The sequence below is a fragment of the Leptospira perdikensis genome, from assembly GCF_004769575.1.
GTDB lineage: Bacteria > Spirochaetota > Leptospiria > Leptospirales > Leptospiraceae > Leptospira_A > Leptospira_A perdikensis.
In genome coordinates this window covers 1-21,957 of sequence record NZ_RQGA01000009.1, presented here as the reverse complement: position 1 = coordinate 21,957, position 21,957 = coordinate 1, and the positions used below count along the sequence as shown (strand labels likewise).

General features: G+C 37.3%; 20 protein-coding genes. 4 read left to right on the top strand and 16 right to left on the bottom strand.

Going from position 1 to position 21,957, the window contains the following annotated elements:
• The first annotated feature begins 22 nt into the window (after window positions 1-22).
• Window positions 23-1,384 (top strand): C69 family dipeptidase, encoded by a 1,362-nt coding sequence (locus tag EHQ49_RS08505; protein ID WP_135578405.1) that lies wholly within the window; start codon window positions 23-25, stop codon window positions 1,382-1,384.
• On the opposite strand, the gene EHQ49_RS08500 is transcribed toward EHQ49_RS08505, so the two are convergent.
• The 6 genes from EHQ49_RS08500 to EHQ49_RS08475 all read right to left on the bottom strand — a co-directional run bounded on the left by EHQ49_RS08500 (window position 1,349) and on the right by EHQ49_RS08475 (window position 10,181).
• Entirely contained in the window at window positions 1,349-2,536 is a 1,188-nt protein-coding gene (locus EHQ49_RS08500; RefSeq protein WP_135578403.1) for a glycerate kinase type-2 family protein, read from the bottom strand. The genes EHQ49_RS08505 and EHQ49_RS08500 overlap by 36 nt on opposite strands.
• Before the next feature lie 9 nt (window positions 2,537-2,545).
• Complete coding sequence (locus EHQ49_RS08495) at window positions 2,546-4,798, bottom strand: NAD(P)-binding domain-containing protein (protein ID WP_135578401.1); 2,253 nt, start codon at window positions 4,796-4,798, stop codon at window positions 2,546-2,548.
• A 40-nt stretch (window positions 4,799-4,838) separates the two neighbouring features.
• Window positions 4,839-6,143 carry a sensor histidine kinase gene (locus EHQ49_RS08490; RefSeq protein ID WP_135578399.1) on the bottom strand — a complete coding sequence of 435 codons (1,305 nt, stop codon included), beginning with the start codon at window positions 6,141-6,143 and terminating at the stop codon, window positions 4,839-4,841.
• Entirely contained in the window at window positions 6,140-8,026 is a 1,887-nt protein-coding gene (locus tag EHQ49_RS08485) for a PP2C family protein-serine/threonine phosphatase (protein WP_135578396.1), read from the bottom strand. The genes EHQ49_RS08490 and EHQ49_RS08485 overlap by 4 nt, the downstream gene beginning before the upstream one ends.
• 182 nt (window positions 8,027-8,208) lie before the next feature.
• Complete coding sequence (locus EHQ49_RS08480) at window positions 8,209-9,636, bottom strand: catalase (RefSeq protein WP_135578394.1); 1,428 nt, start codon at window positions 9,634-9,636, stop codon at window positions 8,209-8,211.
• Complete coding sequence (locus EHQ49_RS08475) at window positions 9,633-10,181, bottom strand: ankyrin repeat domain-containing protein (protein ID WP_135578391.1); 549 nt, start codon at window positions 10,179-10,181, stop codon at window positions 9,633-9,635. The genes EHQ49_RS08480 and EHQ49_RS08475 overlap by 4 nt, the downstream gene beginning before the upstream one ends.
• Window positions 10,182-10,316: 135 nt before the next feature.
• Between EHQ49_RS08475 and perRA the strand changes: the two genes are divergently transcribed.
• Window positions 10,317-10,745, top strand: coding sequence for a peroxide-responsive transcriptional repressor PerRA (perRA, locus tag EHQ49_RS08470; protein ID WP_135578389.1), 429 nt, complete (start codon window positions 10,317-10,319; stop codon window positions 10,743-10,745).
• 52 nt (window positions 10,746-10,797) lie between these two features.
• Here the strand turns inward: perRA and EHQ49_RS08465 are convergent, their stop codons facing one another.
• Complete coding sequence (locus EHQ49_RS08465; RefSeq protein WP_167483001.1) at window positions 10,798-11,169, bottom strand: LIC11742 family lipoprotein; 372 nt, start codon at window positions 11,167-11,169, stop codon at window positions 10,798-10,800.
• Between the two features lie 105 nt (window positions 11,170-11,274).
• Here EHQ49_RS08465 and EHQ49_RS08460 point away from each other — a divergent pair, with 105 nt between their 5' ends.
• Window positions 11,275-12,258 carry a ketopantoate reductase family protein gene (locus tag EHQ49_RS08460; RefSeq protein ID WP_135578386.1) on the top strand — a complete coding sequence of 328 codons (984 nt, stop codon included), beginning with the start codon at window positions 11,275-11,277 and terminating at the stop codon, window positions 12,256-12,258.
• Between the two features lie 13 nt (window positions 12,259-12,271).
• On the opposite strand, the gene EHQ49_RS08455 is transcribed toward EHQ49_RS08460, so the two are convergent.
• From EHQ49_RS08455 to EHQ49_RS08415, 9 genes are all read right to left on the bottom strand, one after another.
• The gene (locus tag EHQ49_RS08455) at window positions 12,272-12,586 is read right to left on the bottom strand and encodes an ArsR family transcriptional regulator (RefSeq protein ID WP_135578384.1); all 315 of its coding nucleotides are present in this window, start codon (window positions 12,584-12,586) and stop codon (window positions 12,272-12,274) included.
• A gap of 53 nt (window positions 12,587-12,639) precedes the next feature.
• Window positions 12,640-13,032, bottom strand: coding sequence for a DoxX family protein (locus EHQ49_RS08450; RefSeq protein ID WP_208732188.1), 393 nt, complete (start codon window positions 13,030-13,032; stop codon window positions 12,640-12,642).
• 152 nt (window positions 13,033-13,184) lie between these two features.
• Window positions 13,185-14,393, bottom strand: coding sequence for a Crp/Fnr family transcriptional regulator (locus EHQ49_RS08445; protein ID WP_135578379.1), 1,209 nt, complete (start codon window positions 14,391-14,393; stop codon window positions 13,185-13,187).
• 47 nt (window positions 14,394-14,440) lie between these two features.
• A complete protein-coding gene (locus EHQ49_RS08440) occupies window positions 14,441-15,832 on the bottom strand; it encodes an alkaline phosphatase family protein (protein ID WP_135578377.1) in 1,392 nt (463 codons plus the stop codon).
• 3 nt (window positions 15,833-15,835) lie between these two features.
• On the bottom strand, window positions 15,836-17,053 hold the full coding sequence (eboE, locus tag EHQ49_RS08435) for a metabolite traffic protein EboE (protein WP_135578375.1): 1,218 nt from the start codon (window positions 17,051-17,053) through the stop codon (window positions 15,836-15,838).
• Complete coding sequence (locus tag EHQ49_RS08430) at window positions 17,050-18,213, bottom strand: 3-dehydroquinate synthase (protein ID WP_135578372.1); 1,164 nt, start codon at window positions 18,211-18,213, stop codon at window positions 17,050-17,052. The genes eboE and EHQ49_RS08430 overlap by 4 nt, the downstream gene beginning before the upstream one ends.
• Window positions 18,214-18,222: 9 nt before the next feature.
• On the bottom strand, window positions 18,223-19,089 hold the full coding sequence (eboC, locus tag EHQ49_RS08425; RefSeq protein WP_135578369.1) for a UbiA-like protein EboC: 867 nt from the start codon (window positions 19,087-19,089) through the stop codon (window positions 18,223-18,225).
• Entirely contained in the window at window positions 19,090-20,118 is a 1,029-nt protein-coding gene (locus EHQ49_RS08420) for a TatD family hydrolase (RefSeq protein ID WP_135578367.1), read from the bottom strand. It lies immediately after the preceding gene.
• 6 nt (window positions 20,119-20,124) lie between these two features.
• The gene (locus EHQ49_RS08415; RefSeq protein WP_135578365.1) at window positions 20,125-20,979 is read right to left on the bottom strand and encodes an EboA domain-containing protein; all 855 of its coding nucleotides are present in this window, start codon (window positions 20,977-20,979) and stop codon (window positions 20,125-20,127) included.
• A gap of 209 nt (window positions 20,980-21,188) precedes the next feature.
• Here EHQ49_RS08415 and EHQ49_RS08410 point away from each other — a divergent pair, with 209 nt between their 5' ends.
• Window positions 21,189-21,746, top strand: a complete 558-nt coding sequence (locus tag EHQ49_RS08410; RefSeq protein ID WP_135578363.1) for a DUF1415 domain-containing protein — start codon at window positions 21,189-21,191, stop codon at window positions 21,744-21,746.
• The last annotated feature ends 211 nt before the right edge of the window (window positions 21,747-21,957 follow it).

Sequence of the window (21,957 nt, the reverse complement as noted above, 5' to 3'; positions counted from 1 at the left end):
GAAATCTGTTTAACATTCTAGAATGTGCGACACCTCCCTTGCCACTGAAAAATTTACCAATACCCAAAAAAGAATCTTCGCCAAAAACTCCGATCGAGAACCAAACGAAGCACAATCCATTCTCCATGTTCCACGTATGGAATATACAAAGGGATCAACATTACGTACAACTTATATAGAAATCCCACAAACGAACGTTACTTATGAGGTTTTTCTCAGTAAACCTTTCCACATGTGGGGAGCAGAAATGGGTGTGAATGAATTTGGACTTTGTATTGGAAATGAAGCTGTTTTCACTAATTTAAAGATAAAAAAACAGAACAACGGTTTGACGGGAATGGATTTAATCCGACTTGCATTAGAAAGGTGTAGATCCGCAAAAGATGGACTTTTCCTCATCACAGAATTACTAGAGACTTACGGTCAAGATGCTTGTGGTGGTTACGAAAACCGTTCCTTTTTCTATCACAACAGTTTTATCATTGCTGATCGCACAGATGGGTATGTATTAGAAACTGTAGACAGGTATTGGGTCGCAAAAAAAATAGATTCTTTCTATGCTATTTCCAATGGCCTCACCATCGGATCTGATTTTGACTATTCCTCCCCCAACTTAATCAACAAACTACGCAAAAAATCCAACAAAGAATTTTCCTTTAAGGATCATTTCAGTGATCACTTTTACACATATATGAGTCATTGTAAAGATAGAAGGATACTACATCAAAAAACGGCAGAAAACTTGGAAAAAGAAAATGCTAGTTATACTACAAAACAAGCGATGGCTGCTCTAAAAACACATGCAATTGAAACAGATGAATTTGAACCGTCATCGTCTTCAATGAAATCGCTTTGTTTACATGCAACTGGTCCAACAACACCCAATCAAACCAACGGAAGCCTAATCGTAGAGTGGGACACATCAGAAACAAATCAAGATCCACTACGTGTTTTTTATACAGGAACATCCACCCCGTGTTTGAGTTTGTTTAAACCGTTCTTTTTTGGAACTAAGAATTTTTTGAATTCTTCTAGTTTATTATCGAATGCAACTTATTCTGAAACCTTATGGTGGTTAAACGAATCGATTGCTAGAAAATCTAATTTTGATTACCAAGCAGTACGTTCTATCCTTGTCCCAGCTTTAATTGGTTTACAGGAATCTGTTTTCAATATTACAAAAGATTTTCTTTCTCCTCCTAAAAAAGAAGAAGTGCAATGGCGTTTTTTAAAAGATCATGTTAATATTCTGAAAAAAGTAGATGAAGAACTGATCGAATCAAAAATTGGAATGAGTCGATGGCAAAATCCGCTCTTTCAAATCTACTGGTCAGGACAAAACAGAAAATTAGGAATCCCTTTCCGAGACAAGAAGAATCAATAAATCGTTAACATTGGTTCCAGTAGCACCTGTAAACAACAAACTGTCTGTATCTTTGAGTACCGGATAGGAATTGGAGTTTAGAAGTTCTGCCTTTGGATCCCAACCTTTCGCTTTCATCTGATTTATACTTTCTGGACCGATCATCCCACCGGCAGCATCGGTAGGACCATCAGTTCCATCCGTGCCACAAGAAAGAAAGATCCATTCTCGATCTCTTTCCATAAATTCAGAAAGAATGGCCATCCTAAGGACGGTTTCTTGGTTTCGACCCCCAAGACCATTTCCGATTACAGGACAAACCAATTCGCCACCAAGTATAATCGCTTGTTTTTTATTATTCTTTTTGGAGTTTATCAATTCTCCAATGATATGTTTTGCAGTTTCTTCACTCGATAGATCCCAAGAATCTGAGATGATTCGCACTTCATATCCCAAAGACTTAGCTTTTTGTTCGATAGCAGCCAAAGACAAAGATAAATTTCCGATCACATAAAACTCACTCCCAGGATAACTCGGAGCCGAAGCAATGACCTCTGGATTATCACCTAATACATCTGATATGGCAAATGTATATACAGAAAGATTTGGATTTAATTTTTTTAATAACTTTCCTCCTTTAACCGCAGAATATTTTTTTCTCTCAGCATTGATTTCGTAAATAGAAAGTCCCTGTTTTAATAAATTTTGATTTAATTGAACGAGATCCTCTAATTCAAAACCTATTTCCGGGATTTCAAATAAACTAGACCCACCTCCAGATAACAAAACAATCAATTGGTGGTCTTCACCTAAAGCGGAAAGATCTGATAGAACTTCCCTCGAATGTTGCTCTGAATTTAAATCTGGAACTGGATGGGAAGCTTCCCGGCATTGCCAAACGCCCATTTGACCTTTGGTTTGTACCTTGGCAGGAAGATGTCCATACTTTGTAAGAATAAAACCTTTATCAACTGGGCAATATTCTTGAAAAGATAAGGCCATCGAATAAGCGGCTTTTCCTAAAGCAAAAACGTAGTTCTTTTTGCCCGGTTGGTTTATACGTTTTAGAAGTTCAGGATTTTTGCTCCAAAATTCTACAAAAAGAAATTGGGGGGTGGCGGCCCGAACCCCTTCCCTAAAAAGTAATTCAACTTCTTCTCTTAAAAAATTCATTATGATTTCTTATTTTGCTTTCAAGAAATCATAATGAATGCCAGACGATTTAATTTGTCCAAATTGTAAAACATCTGTCGGGCAAAGCGAAACACAAGCGGAACATCGTACACATTGTACGCTATCCATAGGAATCCCTCGACTTGCATAACCCATCACATCAATTCCTTGATGGCAATTCTTTGTACAAATATTACAAGATATACATCTTTTTTTATCTGAAAAAATTCGAAAACTACTGAACTTCGCATAAACATGCATAAGAGATGCAAGTGGGCAAAACATACGACACCAAATCCTACCAGAAAAGAGGAAATAGAACCCAACGCCAACGACACCCGCAAGACCAATGTCCACAACGATATCATAAATCCATTTAACAGAATCAGCAATGAATTCACTCATTTCTAAATTTGGATCATATACTTTCCCATAAACTCCCACAAGTTTTAAAACTGTTAAGATCAATGCTAAAGCGAGAATATACTGCCCGGAATGTTCGAATCGATAAGCCCATTTTTCATGAGGCATCTTTTGCCGATGTTCATCACCCAATGTTTCAGCAAGGCCACCACAGGAACAAATCCAACCACAATAGGCACCCTTTCCATACTTATATACTATAAGTGGAATCAATCCAAAACTAAACAAAACGCCATAACCTAACCAAAAATTGGTGATCCCTCCATCGTATAAAACACCCATATTGAGTGGCCAAGCTAAGATAAAACCGTATGCTTTCCAATAGGCATCGTTGGGAAAAATTTCTTTACGGATGTATCCATCAGGACTCCCCAAATATCCCAGGTCCCCTAGTTCAGGCAAAATCAATTCTGGCAAAAGAAACAAAAAGAATATTTGGACAAATATCAGACTAAAAGTTTGATAAAGTATATACTGTGTTCTACGAACTAAAATTCGCCGGATCCCAAATACAAGAATTGTTAAAGAATACAACATTGTATAATGAAAAGATGGATACTTCCCAAACAAGGTATAACCAAAGTAAGTAGCCGATAGATAGACAAAAAGAAAATAGAAAAATAAACTTAATAGATAAGTATTCCGAAACCAAACCCAAGGCTGAATGAAACCAAACCCACCCTTAGATTTCAAATAGGCAAAAAACGACAATGAAAGAATTGATATTACACCAAAGGTTGTTGCCAATGGAGAAAACCAACCAGGCCCATAAAACGAAGCCTTCCCCAAGTAAGCAAGGCAAGCAAAAGAAAATAGAGAAACAAATCCAACCCAATCAGAAAGTGATTTTTGATTTTGAATTTTAATTCCTAATTTTTTCAAAAAAGGGATCGGTGCAGCATTTCCAATCAAAACATAAACTAAATCAGCCCTACGTTTGATAGAAGAACTAGGTGTTTTTAGAAATACATTCTGTTCTGAAATTTCAGACACTTCTGCTTCTAACAGAAGTTTTATTTTTCCATTTTGAACCAAGTCATCCAAACGTTTTCTATTTTCTTGTTTTGGTCTCTGAAATTCCTGTCCCCTATGTATTAAACTCACCTCTTCCGCATAATCAGAACAGGCGATGGCAGCTTCCACAGCACTATCACCACCTCCGACAACCACAACAGATTTACCTTTAGATTCATAAGGATCGAACAAACGATAAAAAACATTCGGGCCAGACTCACCCTTCACACCCAAACGTTTCGGATCCCCTGATTTGCCTATGGCAATCACAACAGAACTAGTTAGATAAGACTCTCCCAGTTCTGTTTGTACAGAGTACAAAGAACCTTGAGTTTGAATGGAAGAAACCCGTTTCCCTGTATGTAACTCGATTGGCTCCTTTTGTAAAAGGCCATTTAAATAATCTAATAATTCTTCTTTTGTTGAATTTTGGATTTTAATTTTGGATTGGAATTCTAAGTTTTTAGGTTCCGCAAAAATAGGTTTTTGTTTTGGATAACTTTGGATGGTTTGAAAGGGAAGATTTGCTTCGAGTACGACATATTTTTTTCCAAGCCTACTTGCTTCATAAGCGCAGGATAAACCCGCAGGCCCTGAACCAATGATCACAACATCCAAAGCTTCTGACTTTATATCTCGAATGTGTTTCCAAACGTTCACTCCACTTTCCGCAGAAAATTTCAACAGAGGAACGCCCGTTAGGTCTCCAATAATAAATACATTAGGAAGATTCGTTTCATAAGAATCAGATATTTCTGGATAAGTTTCTACTGCACCAGTAGGTACAGCTTTGGTTAACCAACGGAAATAAGAAGAAGGCCACATAATAAAAATTGGACTATATGATTAAAAAAAAGAAATGAATTTAATTTATTAATGGAAGTCTGATGATAATTTTTGTTCCAACCTGCGGTTGGCTGAATACTTGAAGTGAACCCCCTTGTTCTTTTAACAATTCCATACAAACAAGAAGCCCAAGACCTGTTCCTTTCTCACCAACTGTTCCAAATCCAGATGCAAATCGTTTACCTTCGATAATTTTTGATAAAAGATCATCCGTCATTCCTACACCATTGTCTTGAAATCGAACTTCCATAAATTGAGAAACAAGTTCAGCTTCTATCGATACTCTTCCATTAGGATGCGAATATTTTATTGCATTCGATAATATATTACGCAGCACTGTTGCAGTCATTCGTTCATCACAATATACGGAGGCAGTCTCCGAAACATTTATTTCCCAAGAGATCCCTTTATCAGTAGCCTGAATGTTTAGTATATCCAATGTATTTTTTAGAATTAAGGAAAGGCTCAAATTCTTTGGATTACATTGCGTTTTTTTAGTTTCGTTCTGAACCCAATCTAAAAGGTTTTCTAAAACCAAATAAGTTTGGTTTGTCGTTTTTTTAAGTTCTTTTAATCCAAAAATCAACTCATCTCTTTCCGGCAAGGAAGTTGTTAAATACCCCAGAAAATTACTCATAGTACCCATAGGGCCCCGTAAATCATGGGCAAGAATAGAAAAGATACGATCCTTATGGTCGTTGATCCGAGTCATTTCCTTTTGTATACGATTGATATTTCTTAAAAAATAAAACATAAACAAAGCTACAAAGGATAAACAAGAAACTACCGAGTTGATACGAAACAATTCCTGTATTTCTTTTCGATACAAAAGAGTCCCTTCTTCAAATTTACCAGGTGTGCCAAAAAATTCGAACCAAATATAAAATCCTGTGTTCATCAAAAACACAAAGAGGATCCACCACTTTTCTTCATAAGAAAAGATTACAAAAGGTACAATTGCAAACATTAAGAAATAATAGTAAAACCCACCAGAACTGCCAAAACTAATAGTAGAAACAAAGAACAAAGGAACAGAAACGGTGAAAACCAAGATGACTCGAGAAAGTGTGTATTTTCCCTTTATATTCAAATAAAGAACAAACACTAGTGAGGTTATGACACAAACATGGATCAAATTCATGATCCGGTAATGCGGAGCACCAGCGATGACAAAAAAAATAGAATATTGGATATTAGAGTAGATCCCTAAAACGGCAATCAAGTTAGAAAGTTGTACACGAACAGAGGATTCCAAACCCAAATGTTCCGTGACTCCTAAATTGAGTAATCGACGAATCCCCAATCGATCTAACAAAACTTTCATTTGATATCGATAGTAAAGTAAGTTACATCATCTGACAAACGAAATGCGAATTTTCGAATATCCTTTTTGATTTTTTCGTTAAGCTCTTTTAAGGGAAGATGTAGGCCTAAGGCCAACTGTTCCTTTAGTCGTAATTCTCCGTACAATTCCCTATTCTTGTCTTGGCTTTCCGTGATCCCATCTGTATAGAAAAAGAAACGATCGCCAGAAACTAATTCTTTGGAAAAAGTTTCGACAAAAACGTCTTTTTTCCAACCCATAATGGGGCCACGCCCCCCAAGAGTTGCCAAAGAATTGGAAACAACATTCATAGAGAAAGGACTCGGATGGCCCATAACCGAATATTTCATTATCGAGTTTTCTAAATCAAAGTGACTTACAACAGCTGTTATATAATTTTTTTCAACAACCGGCAACATTTTAAGATTTAATTCCAAAAGGAATTTAGCGGGATCTTTTTCTTTAGGAGCAATTTCCAAAAAATTAACTTTCAACATACTTGCGATGAGGGCTGCAGCAATTCCATGACCAAGCACATCACATAACAAAAAACTAATGGATCCATCTTCATGAATATAATAATCGAAGTAATCTCCACCTATTTTTTCCATGGGCATAAAAATAGAAGCAACACTAAGAGAGCGATGTTTGAATTCCATTGGAGGAATCAATTTAGATTGTAAACCGGCCGCCATTACCAAATCATCATGTAATAGTTTATATTGTTTATGTAATTCTTGAGTACGAAGTGTAACCAACATCTCCAAAGATTCATTTAAATTACGAAGTTCCCTTCTCGTTCTCGCACTTTGTAAAGCAATAGCAAAAACTCCTGCAAACAGAAAAGTCAAAATTCCATACTGAGTTAGATATCCATTTTTTCCCGTTACAACATCGGTGATGACATCCGCTATTCCAAAAAATGTGGCGACAAGAGCTCCAAGAGAAACCACAATTGCTTCCGCTGATTTTTTATAGTTTCTTGCCAACAACTGAATCAGAATAGGAACCTTGATTGCAAGTAATACATACCAGATATAAACCAAATAAAAACGGCTATCCGGATCCATAGAAAACAATTGAAAAAAAGCAAGTACCGTATCTAAAAAAAATGTAATTACTGCAAGTTTGGTAATACGTCTGTCAAAAAGAGTATGAACAAATAACATAATAAAGACGGGAAAAATAAACTGACAAAAAAACAATAACCGTACGAGAATTTCGGGATGAATCATTAAAAAATGAATTTTATTGAGAACCGGTAACCGCCACCCCACAAAAAAAACTGCGGTTCCTGCTAAATACAATCCAGATTTCGAAGATCGGTTGAGTGCATATCCAATCGCTTGTTGAAGAAAAATCCCAAAGAATAAAGCAGCAATGAGGATTTGGTTTACGTCTTCAAAAACCATTTTATCTTTGATCTGATCTTGTGAACCAAAAATGGGAACAGAACGAAACACACCGCACCTAAACTGAGTTTCACGACATTCTATATCCACAACTAACTCATTTTCACCTTGTTTGAGAAGAGAAATGGGAATCTCATAATACCTGACTTTATGCCAATAAGGATAATACAGAGGAAAAAAACTTCCTGTAGAACCTATAATTTTTCCATTCCAAAAGGTTTGGTCGGCGGAATGAATTCTGTCCATATAAACGGCTTGTGAAGATTCAGGAAGGCTAGGTATAAAAATTGTTAATCGATATTTTCCTTTGATAGGTACCTGATACCCTTGATCGACTAAAGGAACACCAACTAGTACTGGTTTGGCATTGATTTCCCCCTCTAGTTGAAATGTCCAACCTGATTCTAAAGATAGAACCTCTGCGTTCAGTGATCCCATAACAAAAAAAAATAAGAACAAAACGAGTTTCATTGGTTCATCCAAAGAAAGTTCCAATTCCATTGGAGAAAAAATAACAAATCTAGATGTTTCATAGAATCTCCGGAGAACACCGGAAGGATTGAATAAAACATCTAAGGAAGTGCAAGAATTTTTTTAGATGGGTAGGATGTTAGAAAACCCTGTTTATCTTTGGATAAACAGGGTGGTTCGAGCTACAGACCTACCTTTTCGGCGATTTTTTTTCCGTATTCGGGATCACATTTGGCAAAGTGTTCGATGTTCTTTTTCGCCAAATCTTTTGGGATTCCTTTCATAGTTCCCGCAATGACAGAAGTCAACCGATCTCTTTCTTCTGGTTTTAACATACGATACAAATCACCCGCTTGGGAAAAATCGTCGTTCTCCTTATGGCTGTCATAACGATCTACAGCTGAAGATATACGAAGAGGTGGTTCACTGACTCTTATATCCTCTTTTGGCCCAGAAAACCCATTTGGCTCATAATTATCATAAGTAGGATTCTCTTCCGAACGATAACCATCCATTTGATATGTGTTTGTAGGACTTTTTGATCGATTGACAGGTATTAGCTGGTAATTTCCACCCAATCTATATCGTTGTGCATCCGGATAAGCGAACAACCTACCTTGTAACATCTTGTCTGGGGAAACTCCAATGCCTGGAACCAAATTACTTGGACTAAAACCGGCCTGCTCCACTTCAAAGAAGTAGTTTTTCGGATTTTGATTCAACTCAAGTTCACCAACTTCGATCAATGGATAGTCTTTGTGTGACCAAACTTTTGTTAAATCAAATGGATTTACTTTATAGGTTTCTGCATCCTTTTCAGGCATAATTTGAATACAAACCCTCCATTTTGGAAATTCTTTTCTATGGATAGCTTCAAACAAATCTCTGGTTGCATAATCTGGATCTGATCCTGCCAATTCACTTGCTTTTTCAAGAGATAAGTTTTTGATTCCTTGTTTCGATTTAAAGTGAAACTTCACCCAAAAACGTTCGGATTTTTGATTCCAAAAACTAAAAGTATGAGACCCATACCCATTCATAAATCGGTATCCATCAGGGATTCCTCGATCGCTAAATAGAATGGTGATTTGGTGCATAGCTTCCGGAGCTTTTGACCAATAATCCCACATTCTAACTGGGTTTTTATAACCAGTTACAGGATCTCTTTTTTGAGAATGAATGAAGTCAGGGAATTTTAATGGATCCCTTTCAAAAAATACCGGTGTGTTATTTCCAACAACATCCCAAATCCCATCTTCAGTATAAAACTTCACTGCAAATCCACGAGGATCTCTTTCTGTATCAGCCGAACCTTTTTCACCAGCAACAGTAGAAAACCTTAAGAATAGCGGAGTTTCTTTGCCTTTTCCTTGAAATACTTTTGCAATAGTATACTCCGATAAATCTTTTGTTAGGCGAAATACTCCAAAAGCACCTGCTCCTTTCGCATGAACGACTCTCTCTGGAATTCTCTCGCGATTGAAATGAGCTAGTTTTTCAATCAAATGGGTGTCCTGAATAAGGATTGGGCCACGTTCTCCGGCGGTGATACTATGTTGGTTACTAGATACAGGTTGTCCACCTGCCGTCGTTAGTTGGTTATTGCTCATATATGAGCCTCCTTTTTATTTATTAAAAATTTATTTTTTGCGAGCGTATGAAGGTATTTGATCCATAGTTTCCAAGTTTTTCTTTGCGAATGAACTGTTATCCTTCTTAAATAAGAAATGATTTTTTCCCGACCAAACATGGTTGCGAAATCGAGAGCACTGAAGCCTTGTGGATTTCTCAATTCTGGATCTGCACCCCACCTCAAAAGTAACCTAACAATTTCTAGGTGACCTTTAAAAGCCGCACCCATCAAAACAGAATTTCCAGACCGGTCCCTATCATTAGGGTAAGCTCCCTTTTCTAGGAGATAATTCGTGACCACTTCCTGACCATGGTAGGAGGACAGCATTAATAAGGAGTTCCCTCGTTCATCCTTCCATTCGAAGGCCTCTGGAAACGGAGTTTCTTTGGAAAGCGAGGCTAAATCTCCAGCTCGTGCAAAACGAAAGGCAGTTACCTTTTCTGGCGCTTCTCCTTGGATCGTGGCTTGAAATTCCTTCCAAGCGGCCGATTGACTGCCACTTTCTTCTTGTTTTCTGTCCATATCCTTTATCCTAAGATTCTTTTAGAATCACAATAATTAGACTTAGTCTAAATCAATACCAAATCTAATCAAATGATTTTTTAGACTTAGTCTAATTATTGACAAAAAAATGCACACGGAGAACGTGAAACTGAAATGGACTTAAGTTACCAAAAAACTAAGGAACTCCTCGAATCCCACGGGATCCGACCGACTTCACAGAGATTGGAAATGGCTCACTTACTTTTGGAACGCCACCAACACCTCTTTGCAGAAGAAGTGTTCCATCTGGTCAATTCCCACTTTCCTCATGCATCGCGTGCCACAATTTTCAATAACCTCAAACTCTTTGCTGAAAAAGGAATGCTTGGAACTTTGGAGTTAAAAAATGGCGTCACTCATTTTGATTCCAACATTGGGCCTCACCATCACGCTCTCAATGAAGAGACGGGTGAGATTACAGATGTGGAAATGGATGAGGAGTTAGAAAAAGAAGTTCTAAATGAACTCAAAGAGAGTTATTTTAAAAAGACAGGGAAAAAACTAGATAACGTAAAACTTGTGATTACACTTAGAGGGAAATAAACTCCCCCTAAGTTCCATTTCTAGCTAAAGATGTGACCGAAAAATATGACTCTTACTTTTTGATTTTATCTTTGTATTTGATAGCAATTGCAGATGCATTCCAGATCACGCGGTTCCACACAATTAGTAAAATACTCTTTTGACGAACTTCAAAGCGGTAATTGATAATATCGTCCCCACCTTTTTCACGTGTTTGTTTCAGAAGTTCGCTATATCCAGTTTCACCTGTGACTACAAGTAAAAACCAAGATACAAATTCCCCTTGAGTTTCAACAGGTCCAAGGATTTGATAATCCTCTGAAGTCATTACATACTGTGTCATATTGGCCGCAAGACCCGGTGATCGAAGTTCTGTATAAATACAATTCCCGAAGAAAACTCCAACTAACATGAAAATAAATATTCTAAAGAAAAAGTTTTTCATCATTTCCCCCTTTGATGACAACCAGAAGTTTTTTATCAGCAAACAAAGCAACGTCAAGAAAAAAGAGAAGATTTTTACAAAGGAAAGGTTAAACTTCTCCGGTATATGTCAAAAACGTATCCTTCCATTGCGATTAGTGGAATTGGCTCTGTAACAGTAACCATCATTCACGCACTTCATCAAAATGCGGTTCCTTTCCAAATCCTTTGTCGCAATGAAAATAGATTTCAATCTTTAAGTGCATCCCCTATACGTTTCCAAGGCCCTAATGGAAAAAATGTAAGTGTCAATTTAAAAAGCCATCTAACAAAAATCCAAGAAACCAAAGATAAATTTGATTATATTTTAATTGGATGTAAAAACCAAAACATAAAAGAATATCTGGAAGAAACAAAACATTTACTTACACCTAATGGAAAATGGATTCTCATTCAAAACGGAATTCCCGAATCTCAATTTGAAACTTACAAAAATCAAATCATTGGTGGAGTTGTTGGATGGAATACCCAAACACTATCCAATGGAACCTATTACCAATCGAATGTAGGAAGTATCATTCTCGGTGATACTTCCGGGAAGAAACCTGATTCTGTTTGGCTAGAAATGTTACCACCTTATCTGCCGGTAATCCTAACAGACAAACTTGCTGGATACCGCTGGCACAAACTAGCCATTAACTCCATCATCAATGGACTTGCTGCAGCGAAACAAGTAAGTTTAGGTGAATTATTTCTAAACAAGAATTCTAGGCGAGAAGCAATTGATACATTAACAGAGATTAAACAATTAATAAACAAATTAGGAATTGAAGAACGAGTAGTTCCCGGATCCTTCCCCATTCAAAAGTTAGGTGATGGGCCAGGAGCTTTGCCCACGTGGATTCGTCATTTGATACTTTTGATTCTTGGTTTGAAATATTTCAGAATACGCACTTCTATGGTCCAAGATTTAGATCACGGACGAAAGACAGAAATTGATTTTATCAATGGAGAAGTAGTAAAGATGGCAAAAGGTCTACATATCCCAGTGCCTAGAAATGAATGGATTGTTTCGAAAGTGAAAGAATCAGAAAAATTGCGGGTAACCTAACTTCATATTGCGGTTATTTTCCTAACCGCAATAATTCCGAAATTGAGTGTGTTGCCTCCAAAGGATGCCTCAATTTCTGTTCTGTTTGGATTAAATATTGATTCCGGCGTCCATCCTTGCTTTTGTCTAAAATTTGTGCATCTACCAAATCTTTGACAATGGCTTGTACGGCTCTTTCAGTAATCCCAACAAGCAGGGCCACATCTTTCAGCCGCATCTCTGGATCTCTACTCAAACAAATCAAAACATGCGCATGATTGGATAGAAAGGTCCATTGTCCGCCTTTCTTGGAATTTTCTAAGGGTTTTCTTTTTTGCTCTTTTGTCATTCTATATAAAATCTGAATCGGCGATGATCCTAAATCAACCATTCGTCCCAATACTAGGATGGGTAAGTGGGTTCTTCAGTTTCTTTGTAATCTCGAACAAACCAAGCCCAATAGATAAACAAAAACTGAACGGGTAATCGTGCGTATAATGCCCAGATTGGAACACCATAGTCCTTTCCCTCTAAAGCCGTTAGCAACATATTTATGTTAGCTGGATAGATCGCAAGTAACAAAAGAATGATACCAAAACAGACGATCTTTCGCATTCGTTCGTAAAGAACAAGAACACCAAGTGTAATTTCTGCAAGCCCACTCGTTACGTTTAGTAATTCGTGGAACGGTAGGTAATCCGGCATGATTTCTAAATAAAAATCAGGTGAAAAGAAATGATTGGTTCCCGCTATGATATAGAATGCCCCGAGAGAATACACGAGAAATTTTTTCATCACCGAACTAGAACACAATGAGAGAAAAAATCATTACAAATTTTACCGAGAACGAAAAATGACAACGTCCCGTCGGGCGTAAATCCCACTCCCCCTTCCACTTGGATAAAAAATAGGCAAATTTGGCTTATCTTAGGACCCACTCTGAGGTTTTAGGCAACAATCTGCCCTTCTTTGGATTTGTAATGCCCCAATTTCTCTTCCAAACGTTTGCGACTTTTGATAGTAATGCGGTTGGGTTCAATGGTTAGGTTTGTGTCAGCCAGGAACTCTTGGATCGTATCTTGTTTGACCTTGATGATTCCGCACATATTACAAAGTTCTTCCATTTGGATGTAGATAGTATGAGCATTGGCAAGACTTTCATCCAAATTCCTACCCAATCGTATGTCTTGGTCTCGAATGGAATTGTAAAGATATGCGTAAAGTCGAATCACCGGAGTTTTCAATCGCAAAATTACCAAACGCTGGTGCGAGAACCAAATTCGTCTTGCAATACTTTCGAAGATTTTTTGTAACAACGAAGGGCCGACAGATTCAAATAAATTTTCTGCTGTTACACGAAGAATTTTACTTTTAGTTTCTGTAATGGCAGAAGCCATACGAGGTGCATTATCAATAAGAGACATCTCACCAAAAATTTCGCCAGGTCCTAAAACATCGATGACATATTCGTAACCACGAACGATACCAAATAGTTTGACATTTCCTTCTAATACAACATAGATTTCGTTATTCTTTTCGCTTTCAACAAACAGAATCTCACCAGCCTCTACATTACCTTGCATACTATCCCAAACAAAGGGTTTGTAATTAGATCCAATGGCTCTGAGTAAATCAGTAGCTTCCGTTAGGTTTTCCGTGGAGTTGTTTTCTTTAGACCAGTTTAAAAAAGTTTGTAAAGAATAAGCAGCCAAATTTGGTTTTTGCCAAGACAAATATGTCTTCGCATTTAAAACCAATCGTTCGGGATGATAATCCCTGTCGGCTGGTTTGTTGGCTTTGGAAAGATGTTTTTGTAGGGTTCTGAGTTCTCTTGAGTAGAGACCCAAAATTTTCATCGCTAGTTCCTTTCTTTCTTTTAGATATGACCCAAGTAGACGGATGGGAATTTGAACTAACTCAACATCAGTATCTGCAAACAAAGTTACCAAAAATCGGTGTTCGGTGAGGGCAGATACAAGGCCAAAACTATCTCCTGCTTCATAATAAGCAAGTTCATGGTCAACAACGATATGTTCGGAATCAACCGAAACTCGTCCAGACCTAACAATAAAAAAATTTCCAGTATTAATGGAGTTCTGCACAACGATGGCAGCACCTTTGGAATAGTTTACAATTTTGATTTCTTCGACGGACACTGAATCAAAAATATTGTGTTAGAAGGTAACGAGTCAAACATTTAAATCTAAGAAGTCATCTGGGACCAAATCAAATCGTACACTTTATCAGCAGAAATTTCTTTTTTAGGGTATGGTTTGTCTGAAGAAAAAATAGGGTAAAATTCCTTTTTTTTATGAAGAGCCCCATGGGAACCCTTCACCAAACTGGCATCTAAAGGAATCACGTCCATCAGATACCGAAATCCCATTTTTTTACGAAGTATTTTTAGCCCAGCCCGCAAACGAATCCCTGGTTTTTTAGGATCCATAAACATTTCACAAGGATCATATCCAGGTTTTCTGTGAATATCCACCAAACGAGCATAATCTGGAGCCTTTTTGTCATCTAACCAATAGTAGTAAGTGAACCAGGAGTCCCAGTCGGAAACTGCAACAATATCTCCGGAGCGTTTGTGATCGATATGGTATTTTTTTTGCGCTTTTTTATCCAAAATGAGAGAGATACCAGGAACTTTTTTTAAAAGTTCTAAAACCTGATTTTTGACAGTCTCATCCTTACAATAGATATGTGCAATTTGATGATCAGAAACCGCAAATGCTTTAGATGCTCCTGGATCCAAAAGTTCATACCACCTTTCTTTGCGAACAGAAACAAGACCGTTCTCGCGTAAAATTCGATTGATGTGTATGGGGCGATGAACTTCAGTAATTCCATATTCAGATAATAAAATGATCTGGGTGTCTTTACTTTCATAATATTGAATCAATTGTTTTAGGACTGTATCAATCTCACGAAGTTCTTTTTTGATGGTATTCTGCTTTGGCCCAAACTTTTGAAGGCAATAATCGAGATGAGGAAGATACACTAACGTGAGAGTAGGATTGTACTTTTTATCTACCAGGATAGTGGCATCAGCAATCCACTGTGTAGATTTGATATTAGCATTCGGTCCCCAAAAATGAAATAGCGGAAACTGACCAAGCACTGATTGTAACTCGTTCCGAAGTTCCGGTGGTTGCGAATAACAATCGGGGGCTTTGACTCCATCTGCATGATACTGTGGTCTAGGGGTGACGGAATAATCTGCACTTGAGTACATATTGTACCACCAAAACATTTTAGAACAGGTAAAACTTGGATCTATTTTTTTAGCTCGTTCCCAAATCTTTTCTCCATTCACCAGAGGATTGGATTGTTTCCAAAATTTGATTTCCGAATCTTCATGATCATACCAACCATTCCCAACAATTCCATGTTTGTTGGGCCACTGACCAGTCAGATAAGTTGATTGGGAACTAGTTGTCAAAGCAGGAAGCATAGGTTCAATGAGCCGGGTTTGCCTACTTTCCAAATACTTTTTTAGAAACGGAGTAAACTCTCCCACCAAACTAGCGCTAAGCCCTACAACATCAATGACTACCGTTTTTTTAAAATGATTTAATTTTGTTTGTTTCATATTTCAATCCTTAGATTTTTTTCCTATCTCCAAAATCGACTCTACCCATTGAAATTCGCGAATGATGGATTCAACAACGGGAATTTGTAATTCTTTCGGTAATACACCCCAAGTATAGGTTTCTATTTCCAAGGCATTAGTGATCTGAAATTCTTTTTGTAAATTCAAAATTTCGATTAGTTCCCTTTGGGTAGATGCTAAAAGTCCATAGGAATTTAAAAATACGGGAACATGAAAATGAATCCGCCATTCTTCAAATGGTTTTCCGCCAGCCTGGATGGCTTCAGGTAAATCTGGATAGGATTGTATTTTTTGATCAAGGGATTTGACTACCACCTGATGGAGATAAGTTGGTTCATCAAAACCAACAAGTACATCCATTGTTTCCTTTGGTTCATTGGGGAAATTTACCTTCAATGCCGAACTAATTTGGATACGACCAACTTGGATGGAATTTTCTTTCAGTAAACGAATGATGTTTTGGTTGTCTTCGAAACTTACAGCAGAATGACAAACATCCAAACAAAGTCGAATATGTGTTTTTGTCATACCTTCTGCTTTTTCTTTTGTAACCCCCCATTTTGATTGTACTTTAGAAATAGCTGCAGGCAAAAGTAATTTTAAAAACCACTGCACCCAAAGATTAACATTTCCCAAAATTCCGTCGGGTTCTGGTTCTATATCCAAATGCAAAGTTTGTCCTGTTTTTATTTGAATCTCAACTAAATGAATCAGGACATCTACTATCTGTTTGGTGGCATTTTCTGTTCTTCTTTTACGGTCTACATCGTTTGTGTCAAAAAACTGGTAGGACAAAGGAGGTGTGGAAACTCCACCGTCCATTCCTTTGGGTAATAATTGAGAAAGAATCGAAAACAATCGTAAAGTATATTCTAAACGTTCGTTCGTGGCCCAATCTGGATGATACACATTTTCTTTTACAATTCTTTCGTGGAAACTGCCGTAAGGAAATCCATTGATTAAAAAAACATAAAACCCTTCCGTCTCCAACCAAGTTTGAAATTCAATTATCATCTCAGGTTTTATTAATTCTAAAGAGGCTTCGTTTGACAATCGAAGGCCAATACCCATAGGTGCATCCGGAGAAACAATTTTACGAACGAGAGGAAGGTTATTTTTTAGATGAATGAAATGATCTGACCAATATTCACCAGGGTGAATATTGGAACAATACGTTAGCTGGCCATACCGAGTGTTCATTGCACTTCGACCAGGAAATCTACAGAATCTGCGAGTGTTTTTCGATCGATTTCATGAACTTCTTTTGACTGCCCAATGCCACATAACAACATAATGGTGAGTCTCCCACCTAGATGTTCTCTAAATTCCTGCAAACCCAAATATAAATTTGTTTTTTCTCTTTCGGATAACTTAGGATGATAAATTACAAAACCTAGTTTCTTTAGAACCGAAAGGATGCGATTACAATCCTCTTCAGCAAGTAAATTCTTTTGAAATGAATAAACAGTATCGAGGGCCATACCGATGGCAACAGCCTCCCCATGTCTGATAGAAAAATCAGTTAAGTATTCCAATTTATGTGCAGCCCAGTGCCCGAAGTCGAGAGGCCTAGAAGATCCAAACTCAAAAGGATCTCCTTTCGCAATATGATCCATATGAAGTTCAGCGCAACGATGAATTAAATAAGACATCTTCTCTAAGTTACGGTTTTTCAAAGTTTCGACATTCGATTCAATCCAATGAAAAAAATCTTTATCTTTGATGAGCGATACTTTGATTGCTTCAGCCATACCCGAACGCCAATCCCTGTCATCTAAACTTTCTAAAAATAAAAAATCGTTAAATACAGCAACCGGTGGTGCGAAACTTCCTAAAAAATTCTTTTTTCCTTGGTAATTGATCCCATTCTTCACTCCCACTCCAGAATCATTTTGCGAAAGTACAGTTGTCGGTATCCGAACCAAACGAATCCCTCGATGAGAAACTGCCGCAACATATCCGACCAAATCAAGGACGGCCCCTCCGCCAATCGTTATGATATAAGAATGTCTATCTATTCCAAAACGATCCACGGCATTTACCAAAGATTCCCAAAGTTTGGAATTGTTTTTACAATCCTCTCCACCGGGAATCACCATTACATCACTTGTTAGTTGAACAATCGAATCCAAATCTTGAAAGTAGGATTTGATCTCTGCTGTTAAATGGGGATGGTGGGCAACTAAACCCTCATCTAAAACGATAAGAGCTTTTTTTATGATTCCTTCTTTTTGTTCTGATATAAAAAATTTACGCAAACAAGTGTTTTCCGGACGGAAGATTCCTTTCGTAAATTGAACCGTATAACGATAAGGAACTTGGAACTCAGACAAAAGAGGAGGGAGTGAATCTTCAATCATAATACAACTCTAAGTAACAGAAAAATATTTTGCCAAAATCAGAGAAAGTGGTAACAAACAAAGGATAATAAGAGCTACGGACAAAAACCCAAAACTTGCCGCAAAGGAAGCATTGAGAAGGATGAGTGTGATGACACCCATTTTTACCGCCTTACCAATCATAGGTCCAATTGGATTTTGGTAGGCACGAAAAAGCGGAGGGTACACCATCCCACAATGCATAAAGACAAAAGGAATACTTAAAAAGATATTCCCCAATCGAAAAGATAAAAATGAGATAGAGAAAAAAACTAACAGATATAAAATCCCTGCAAAAACAAGGGATCTTTTTTTACCACCATGGACTTCATCTCGACTAATCATTGTGATTGCTGCGATGTATAAAATGGGAAAAATCGAAAGGAAAACTTCAGATAATTTAACATCAGAGACTAAACTCATTCCAAGAATTAAATTACCACCACGACACATTCCCATAAAAATCGGACCAAAAATAGAGTGGTGCTTCGCAAAACGGTTGTAAGTAAGAACTAAAATAACAATAACCGAGGCAATCCAACCACTTTGAATCTGGTATAAAAATGCAAAAACTACTCCCAGTCCCAAAAACAAAACTCCTAATACCAAAGCAGCGTGTTTAGAGACCTTTCCACTGGGAATAGGACGTTCCGGTCTTTCTTTAGTATCAACGGAGAGGTCAAAATAATCATTCAAAACCACACCTCCACCATACAAACCAATGGTGGAGATTAGAAGTAATACGGGTGTTAGGTCATTCCAAATAAAACCAACAATAGACATACCTGCGAGAATGTCAGCAAGTGCCGTAACTAAATTTGCAGGTCGAAGAAGAGTAAAATAAGCTTTTAAATACATCTATTGAATCAGTAGTGAATTTTTATTGATCACGGGTTGTTGACCACCACGAAGGATAGAGTTACCATGAAATTTTGCATTCGGATCTGGTTGGAATTCAGTTTCAAAATCAGTGACATCAATTTGCCCACTTTTTGCAAATGCATCAATCGCATTTTGATAAGTAACCATACGAATCAATTCTAAAGGAATCCCCCTTTGTTTCATTAGAGCGGCTGTTTTAGGAATGGCAAGTGGATCTGAAATTCCCCAATCTGCACTAGAGTTGATCATAATTCTTTCGGAACCATATTTTTCGACTACCGCGACCATACGTTCATTCCCCATTTTAGTAAAGGGATAAATCGTAAATGCTGCCCAGAAACCTTGGTCTAACACTGACTTTACGGTCTCTTCATTATTATGATCTACAACGACAAAGGAGGGATCCAATCCATGTTCTAAAGCGATGGACATACTTCTTTCTGTTCCTCTTTTTTTATCTCTGTGCGGTGTATGGATTTGCACAGGTAATTTGGTTTTTTTAGCAAGTTCCAATTGTAACCGGTAATATTTCTCTTCTAAAGCGGTTTGGTCATCAAAACCAATTTCACCAATCCCAACAACACCTTCTTTATAAGCAAACAAAGGTAATATCTCCATCACCTCTTCCGCCAGACGTTCGTTATTTGCTTCTCTGGAATTTAATCCCATAGTGCAATAATGTTTAATTCCAAATTGAGAAGATCGGAATCTTTCCCAACCCACAAGACTACTATAATAATCCTTAAAACTGGCGAGCCCTGTTCTCGGTTGACCTACCCAAAAAGCAGGTTCGATGATGGCAACAATTCCTGCTTTAGCCATCATCTGGTAATCATCTGTCGTTCTTGATACCATATGGATATGAGGATCAAAAAACCGCATACCATGGATTAGGTTTTGATAATCCTCCCACAATAAATCTCTATGAGTAGGTATCTCTTCTTGTGAATGAGTGGATTCAAAATGGGATGGGTTCGTTGATCGTTCGTTTGGATTCTGACACATAGATGTTTATTCTGGAATGGACTCAAACTTAGACCAATCCAACTCTCCTTTTTGTATCGATAATTCTAAGTCTGGAAACTTTGTGAGTAATGAACGAATCCTGGGTTCAGAAGATTCAGAACAAACAAGTGCAGCTACTTCTTTTTCCGCTTCTGTTCCTGATACCAACAAAGAAAGAAGTTTCGAATCCATCGTAACATCAACAAAAGCAGAGAGCAATCTCCATATTTGTAATGGAACCGTTCTTCCCGCAGCCATACGTTCACTGATAAAATCAGAAATAGCAATTGCAAGTTCTTTGTTTTTACGTCTATCCATTCCATAAATCCAATGAATGGGTTTTCCATTAAAAATTGTTTTTAATACTAATTGGTTCCAAGCAATTTCCGGAAAATAAAGTTCTGGATAAGGATTTTGAAGTGCAATCGCATCAAATACAAATCCCATATTGGAACGAACGGCGTCAGTGGCCCTTGGCAACCATTCCGAAGGATAAGGAAGTAGTGGTAAAACAGAATATAAAGCTACCAACTCGTTTAATTCTGCAGTATCAAATAGGGTTTCGATATTTTTAATGAATTGTTCTTTTGGTTCGATAGGCAAATGCAACAATAACCAAACACGAGCTAATCGAACTAAGTTCCAGCCATCTACTTCAAATCCTGGTAAATGAGGAACCAAATCACCTCTGGTTTTAGAATCATAAGAGATATTTTTTTTAGATAAAAAACGTGGTGTTGCCACAAATCCGGTCATAAGACCTAAATCATTGAACCCAACCTGATCTTCTAACCATTCGCGTTCTTTCTTTGTAGTTTGTTCAAAAAGGAATTGAGTCAAATTTGTAGGGACGTTTGCCATAAGAAACTAGTAATTGAAATCTTCCAATCCCTACACCTCTTCGTAAATCAATTATTCCCTCCCAAACTCTCATTCTCAAACAATTGGCATTTTTTTGGTGATAAATTTTTCGGATATCAAACTTTAGTTTCATAACTTTGATTCCATTCAATTCAGTAGAATAAAACCTGGTAATTCGATATCTGCAAAACAAAAAGGAAATTTTTGGAATGTCCAGAGAAGTGCCTATACCCAAAGAAGAAGAAATTCTAACTCAAATGAAAGATTGGATTTTGAAATCTGTAATTGGCCTGAACCTCTGCCCTTTTGCGAAACCAACCTTTCAATCAAATACAATTCGTTATGTGATTAGTAGTTCGAAAACGAAAAAAGAATTACTCAACCACTTAGAATCTGAATTAAAAATCTTAAAAGAAACAGATCCGCTTGTCACAGAAACAACCCTTCTTATCCATCCCAATGTTCTGGAAGATTTTTTAGACCAAAATGATTTTTTAGATGATACGGATCTTCTTTTGAATCAAATGGATTTGGAAGGATTCATTCAAATTGCAAACTTCCATCCCTTTTTTCAGTTTGCCGGAAAAAAGAAAGACGACATAACCAATTTTGTAGGCCGAGCTCCTTTCCCAACATTACATTTGTTACGTGAAAATAGCATCAGCAAGATTGTTGACTCTCATCCAAATATTGACAGTATTTTTCAAAACAATAGAAAGACTTTAAAAAAATTGGGTCACGAAGGTTGGAAAAAACTCTGGCTTTGAATTTGAACTAAGGTCTTTTTAGGCAATAATTTCTTAACAGAAAAGACTAGGATTCCTACCAAGTATCAAATATAAGATTTGAATGTTGTAACAATCTGTATCCACTGGCTCAAATAAAGGTGGCATCCAATGTACGTTTGTAATACCAGTGAGGATTTAAAATAAATGTCCCCCATTTCGCGGATTCATATTTGATGTGAACAGAATAATC

Bases quoted from the DNA above. Each gene is read 5' to 3' on its own strand.
- EHQ49_RS08505 (WP_135578405.1), top strand. From the start codon at position 23: ATGTGCGACACCTCCCTTGCCACTGAAAAATTTACCAATACCCAAAAA.
- EHQ49_RS08500 (WP_135578403.1), bottom strand. From the start codon at position 2,536: ATGAATTTTTTAAGAGAAGAAGTTGAATTACTTTTTAGGGAAGGGGTT.
- EHQ49_RS08495 (WP_135578401.1), bottom strand. From the start codon at position 4,798: ATGTGGCCTTCTTCTTATTTCCGTTGGTTAACCAAAGCTGTACCTACT.
- EHQ49_RS08490 (WP_135578399.1), bottom strand. From the start codon at position 6,143: ATGAAAGTTTTGTTAGATCGATTGGGGATTCGTCGATTACTCAATTTA.
- EHQ49_RS08485 (WP_135578396.1), bottom strand. From the start codon at position 8,026: ATGAAACTCGTTTTGTTCTTATTTTTTTTTGTTATGGGATCACTGAAC.
- EHQ49_RS08480 (WP_135578394.1), bottom strand. From the start codon at position 9,636: ATGAGCAATAACCAACTAACGACGGCAGGTGGACAACCTGTATCTAGT.
- EHQ49_RS08475 (WP_135578391.1), bottom strand. From the start codon at position 10,181: ATGGACAGAAAACAAGAAGAAAGTGGCAGTCAATCGGCCGCTTGGAAG.
- perRA (WP_135578389.1), top strand. From the start codon at position 10,317: ATGGACTTAAGTTACCAAAAAACTAAGGAACTCCTCGAATCCCACGGG.
- EHQ49_RS08465 (WP_167483001.1), bottom strand. From the start codon at position 11,169: ATGAAAAACTTTTTCTTTAGAATATTTATTTTCATGTTAGTTGGAGTT.
- EHQ49_RS08460 (WP_135578386.1), top strand. From the start codon at position 11,275: ATGTCAAAAACGTATCCTTCCATTGCGATTAGTGGAATTGGCTCTGTA.
- EHQ49_RS08455 (WP_135578384.1), bottom strand. From the start codon at position 12,586: ATGACAAAAGAGCAAAAAAGAAAACCCTTAGAAAATTCCAAGAAAGGC.
- EHQ49_RS08450 (WP_208732188.1), bottom strand. From the start codon at position 13,032: ATGAAAAAATTTCTCGTGTATTCTCTCGGGGCATTCTATATCATAGCG.
- EHQ49_RS08440 (WP_135578377.1), bottom strand. From the start codon at position 15,832: ATGAAACAAACAAAATTAAATCATTTTAAAAAAACGGTAGTCATTGAT.
- eboE (WP_135578375.1), bottom strand. From the start codon at position 17,053: ATGAACACTCGGTATGGCCAGCTAACGTATTGTTCCAATATTCACCCT.
- EHQ49_RS08430 (WP_135578372.1), bottom strand. From the start codon at position 18,213: ATGATTGAAGATTCACTCCCTCCTCTTTTGTCTGAGTTCCAAGTTCCT.
- eboC (WP_135578369.1), bottom strand. From the start codon at position 19,089: ATGTATTTAAAAGCTTATTTTACTCTTCTTCGACCTGCAAATTTAGTT.
- EHQ49_RS08420 (WP_135578367.1), bottom strand. From the start codon at position 20,118: ATGTGTCAGAATCCAAACGAACGATCAACGAACCCATCCCATTTTGAA.
- EHQ49_RS08415 (WP_135578365.1), bottom strand. From the start codon at position 20,979: ATGGCAAACGTCCCTACAAATTTGACTCAATTCCTTTTTGAACAAACT.
- EHQ49_RS08410 (WP_135578363.1), top strand. From the start codon at position 21,189: ATGTCCAGAGAAGTGCCTATACCCAAAGAAGAAGAAATTCTAACTCAA.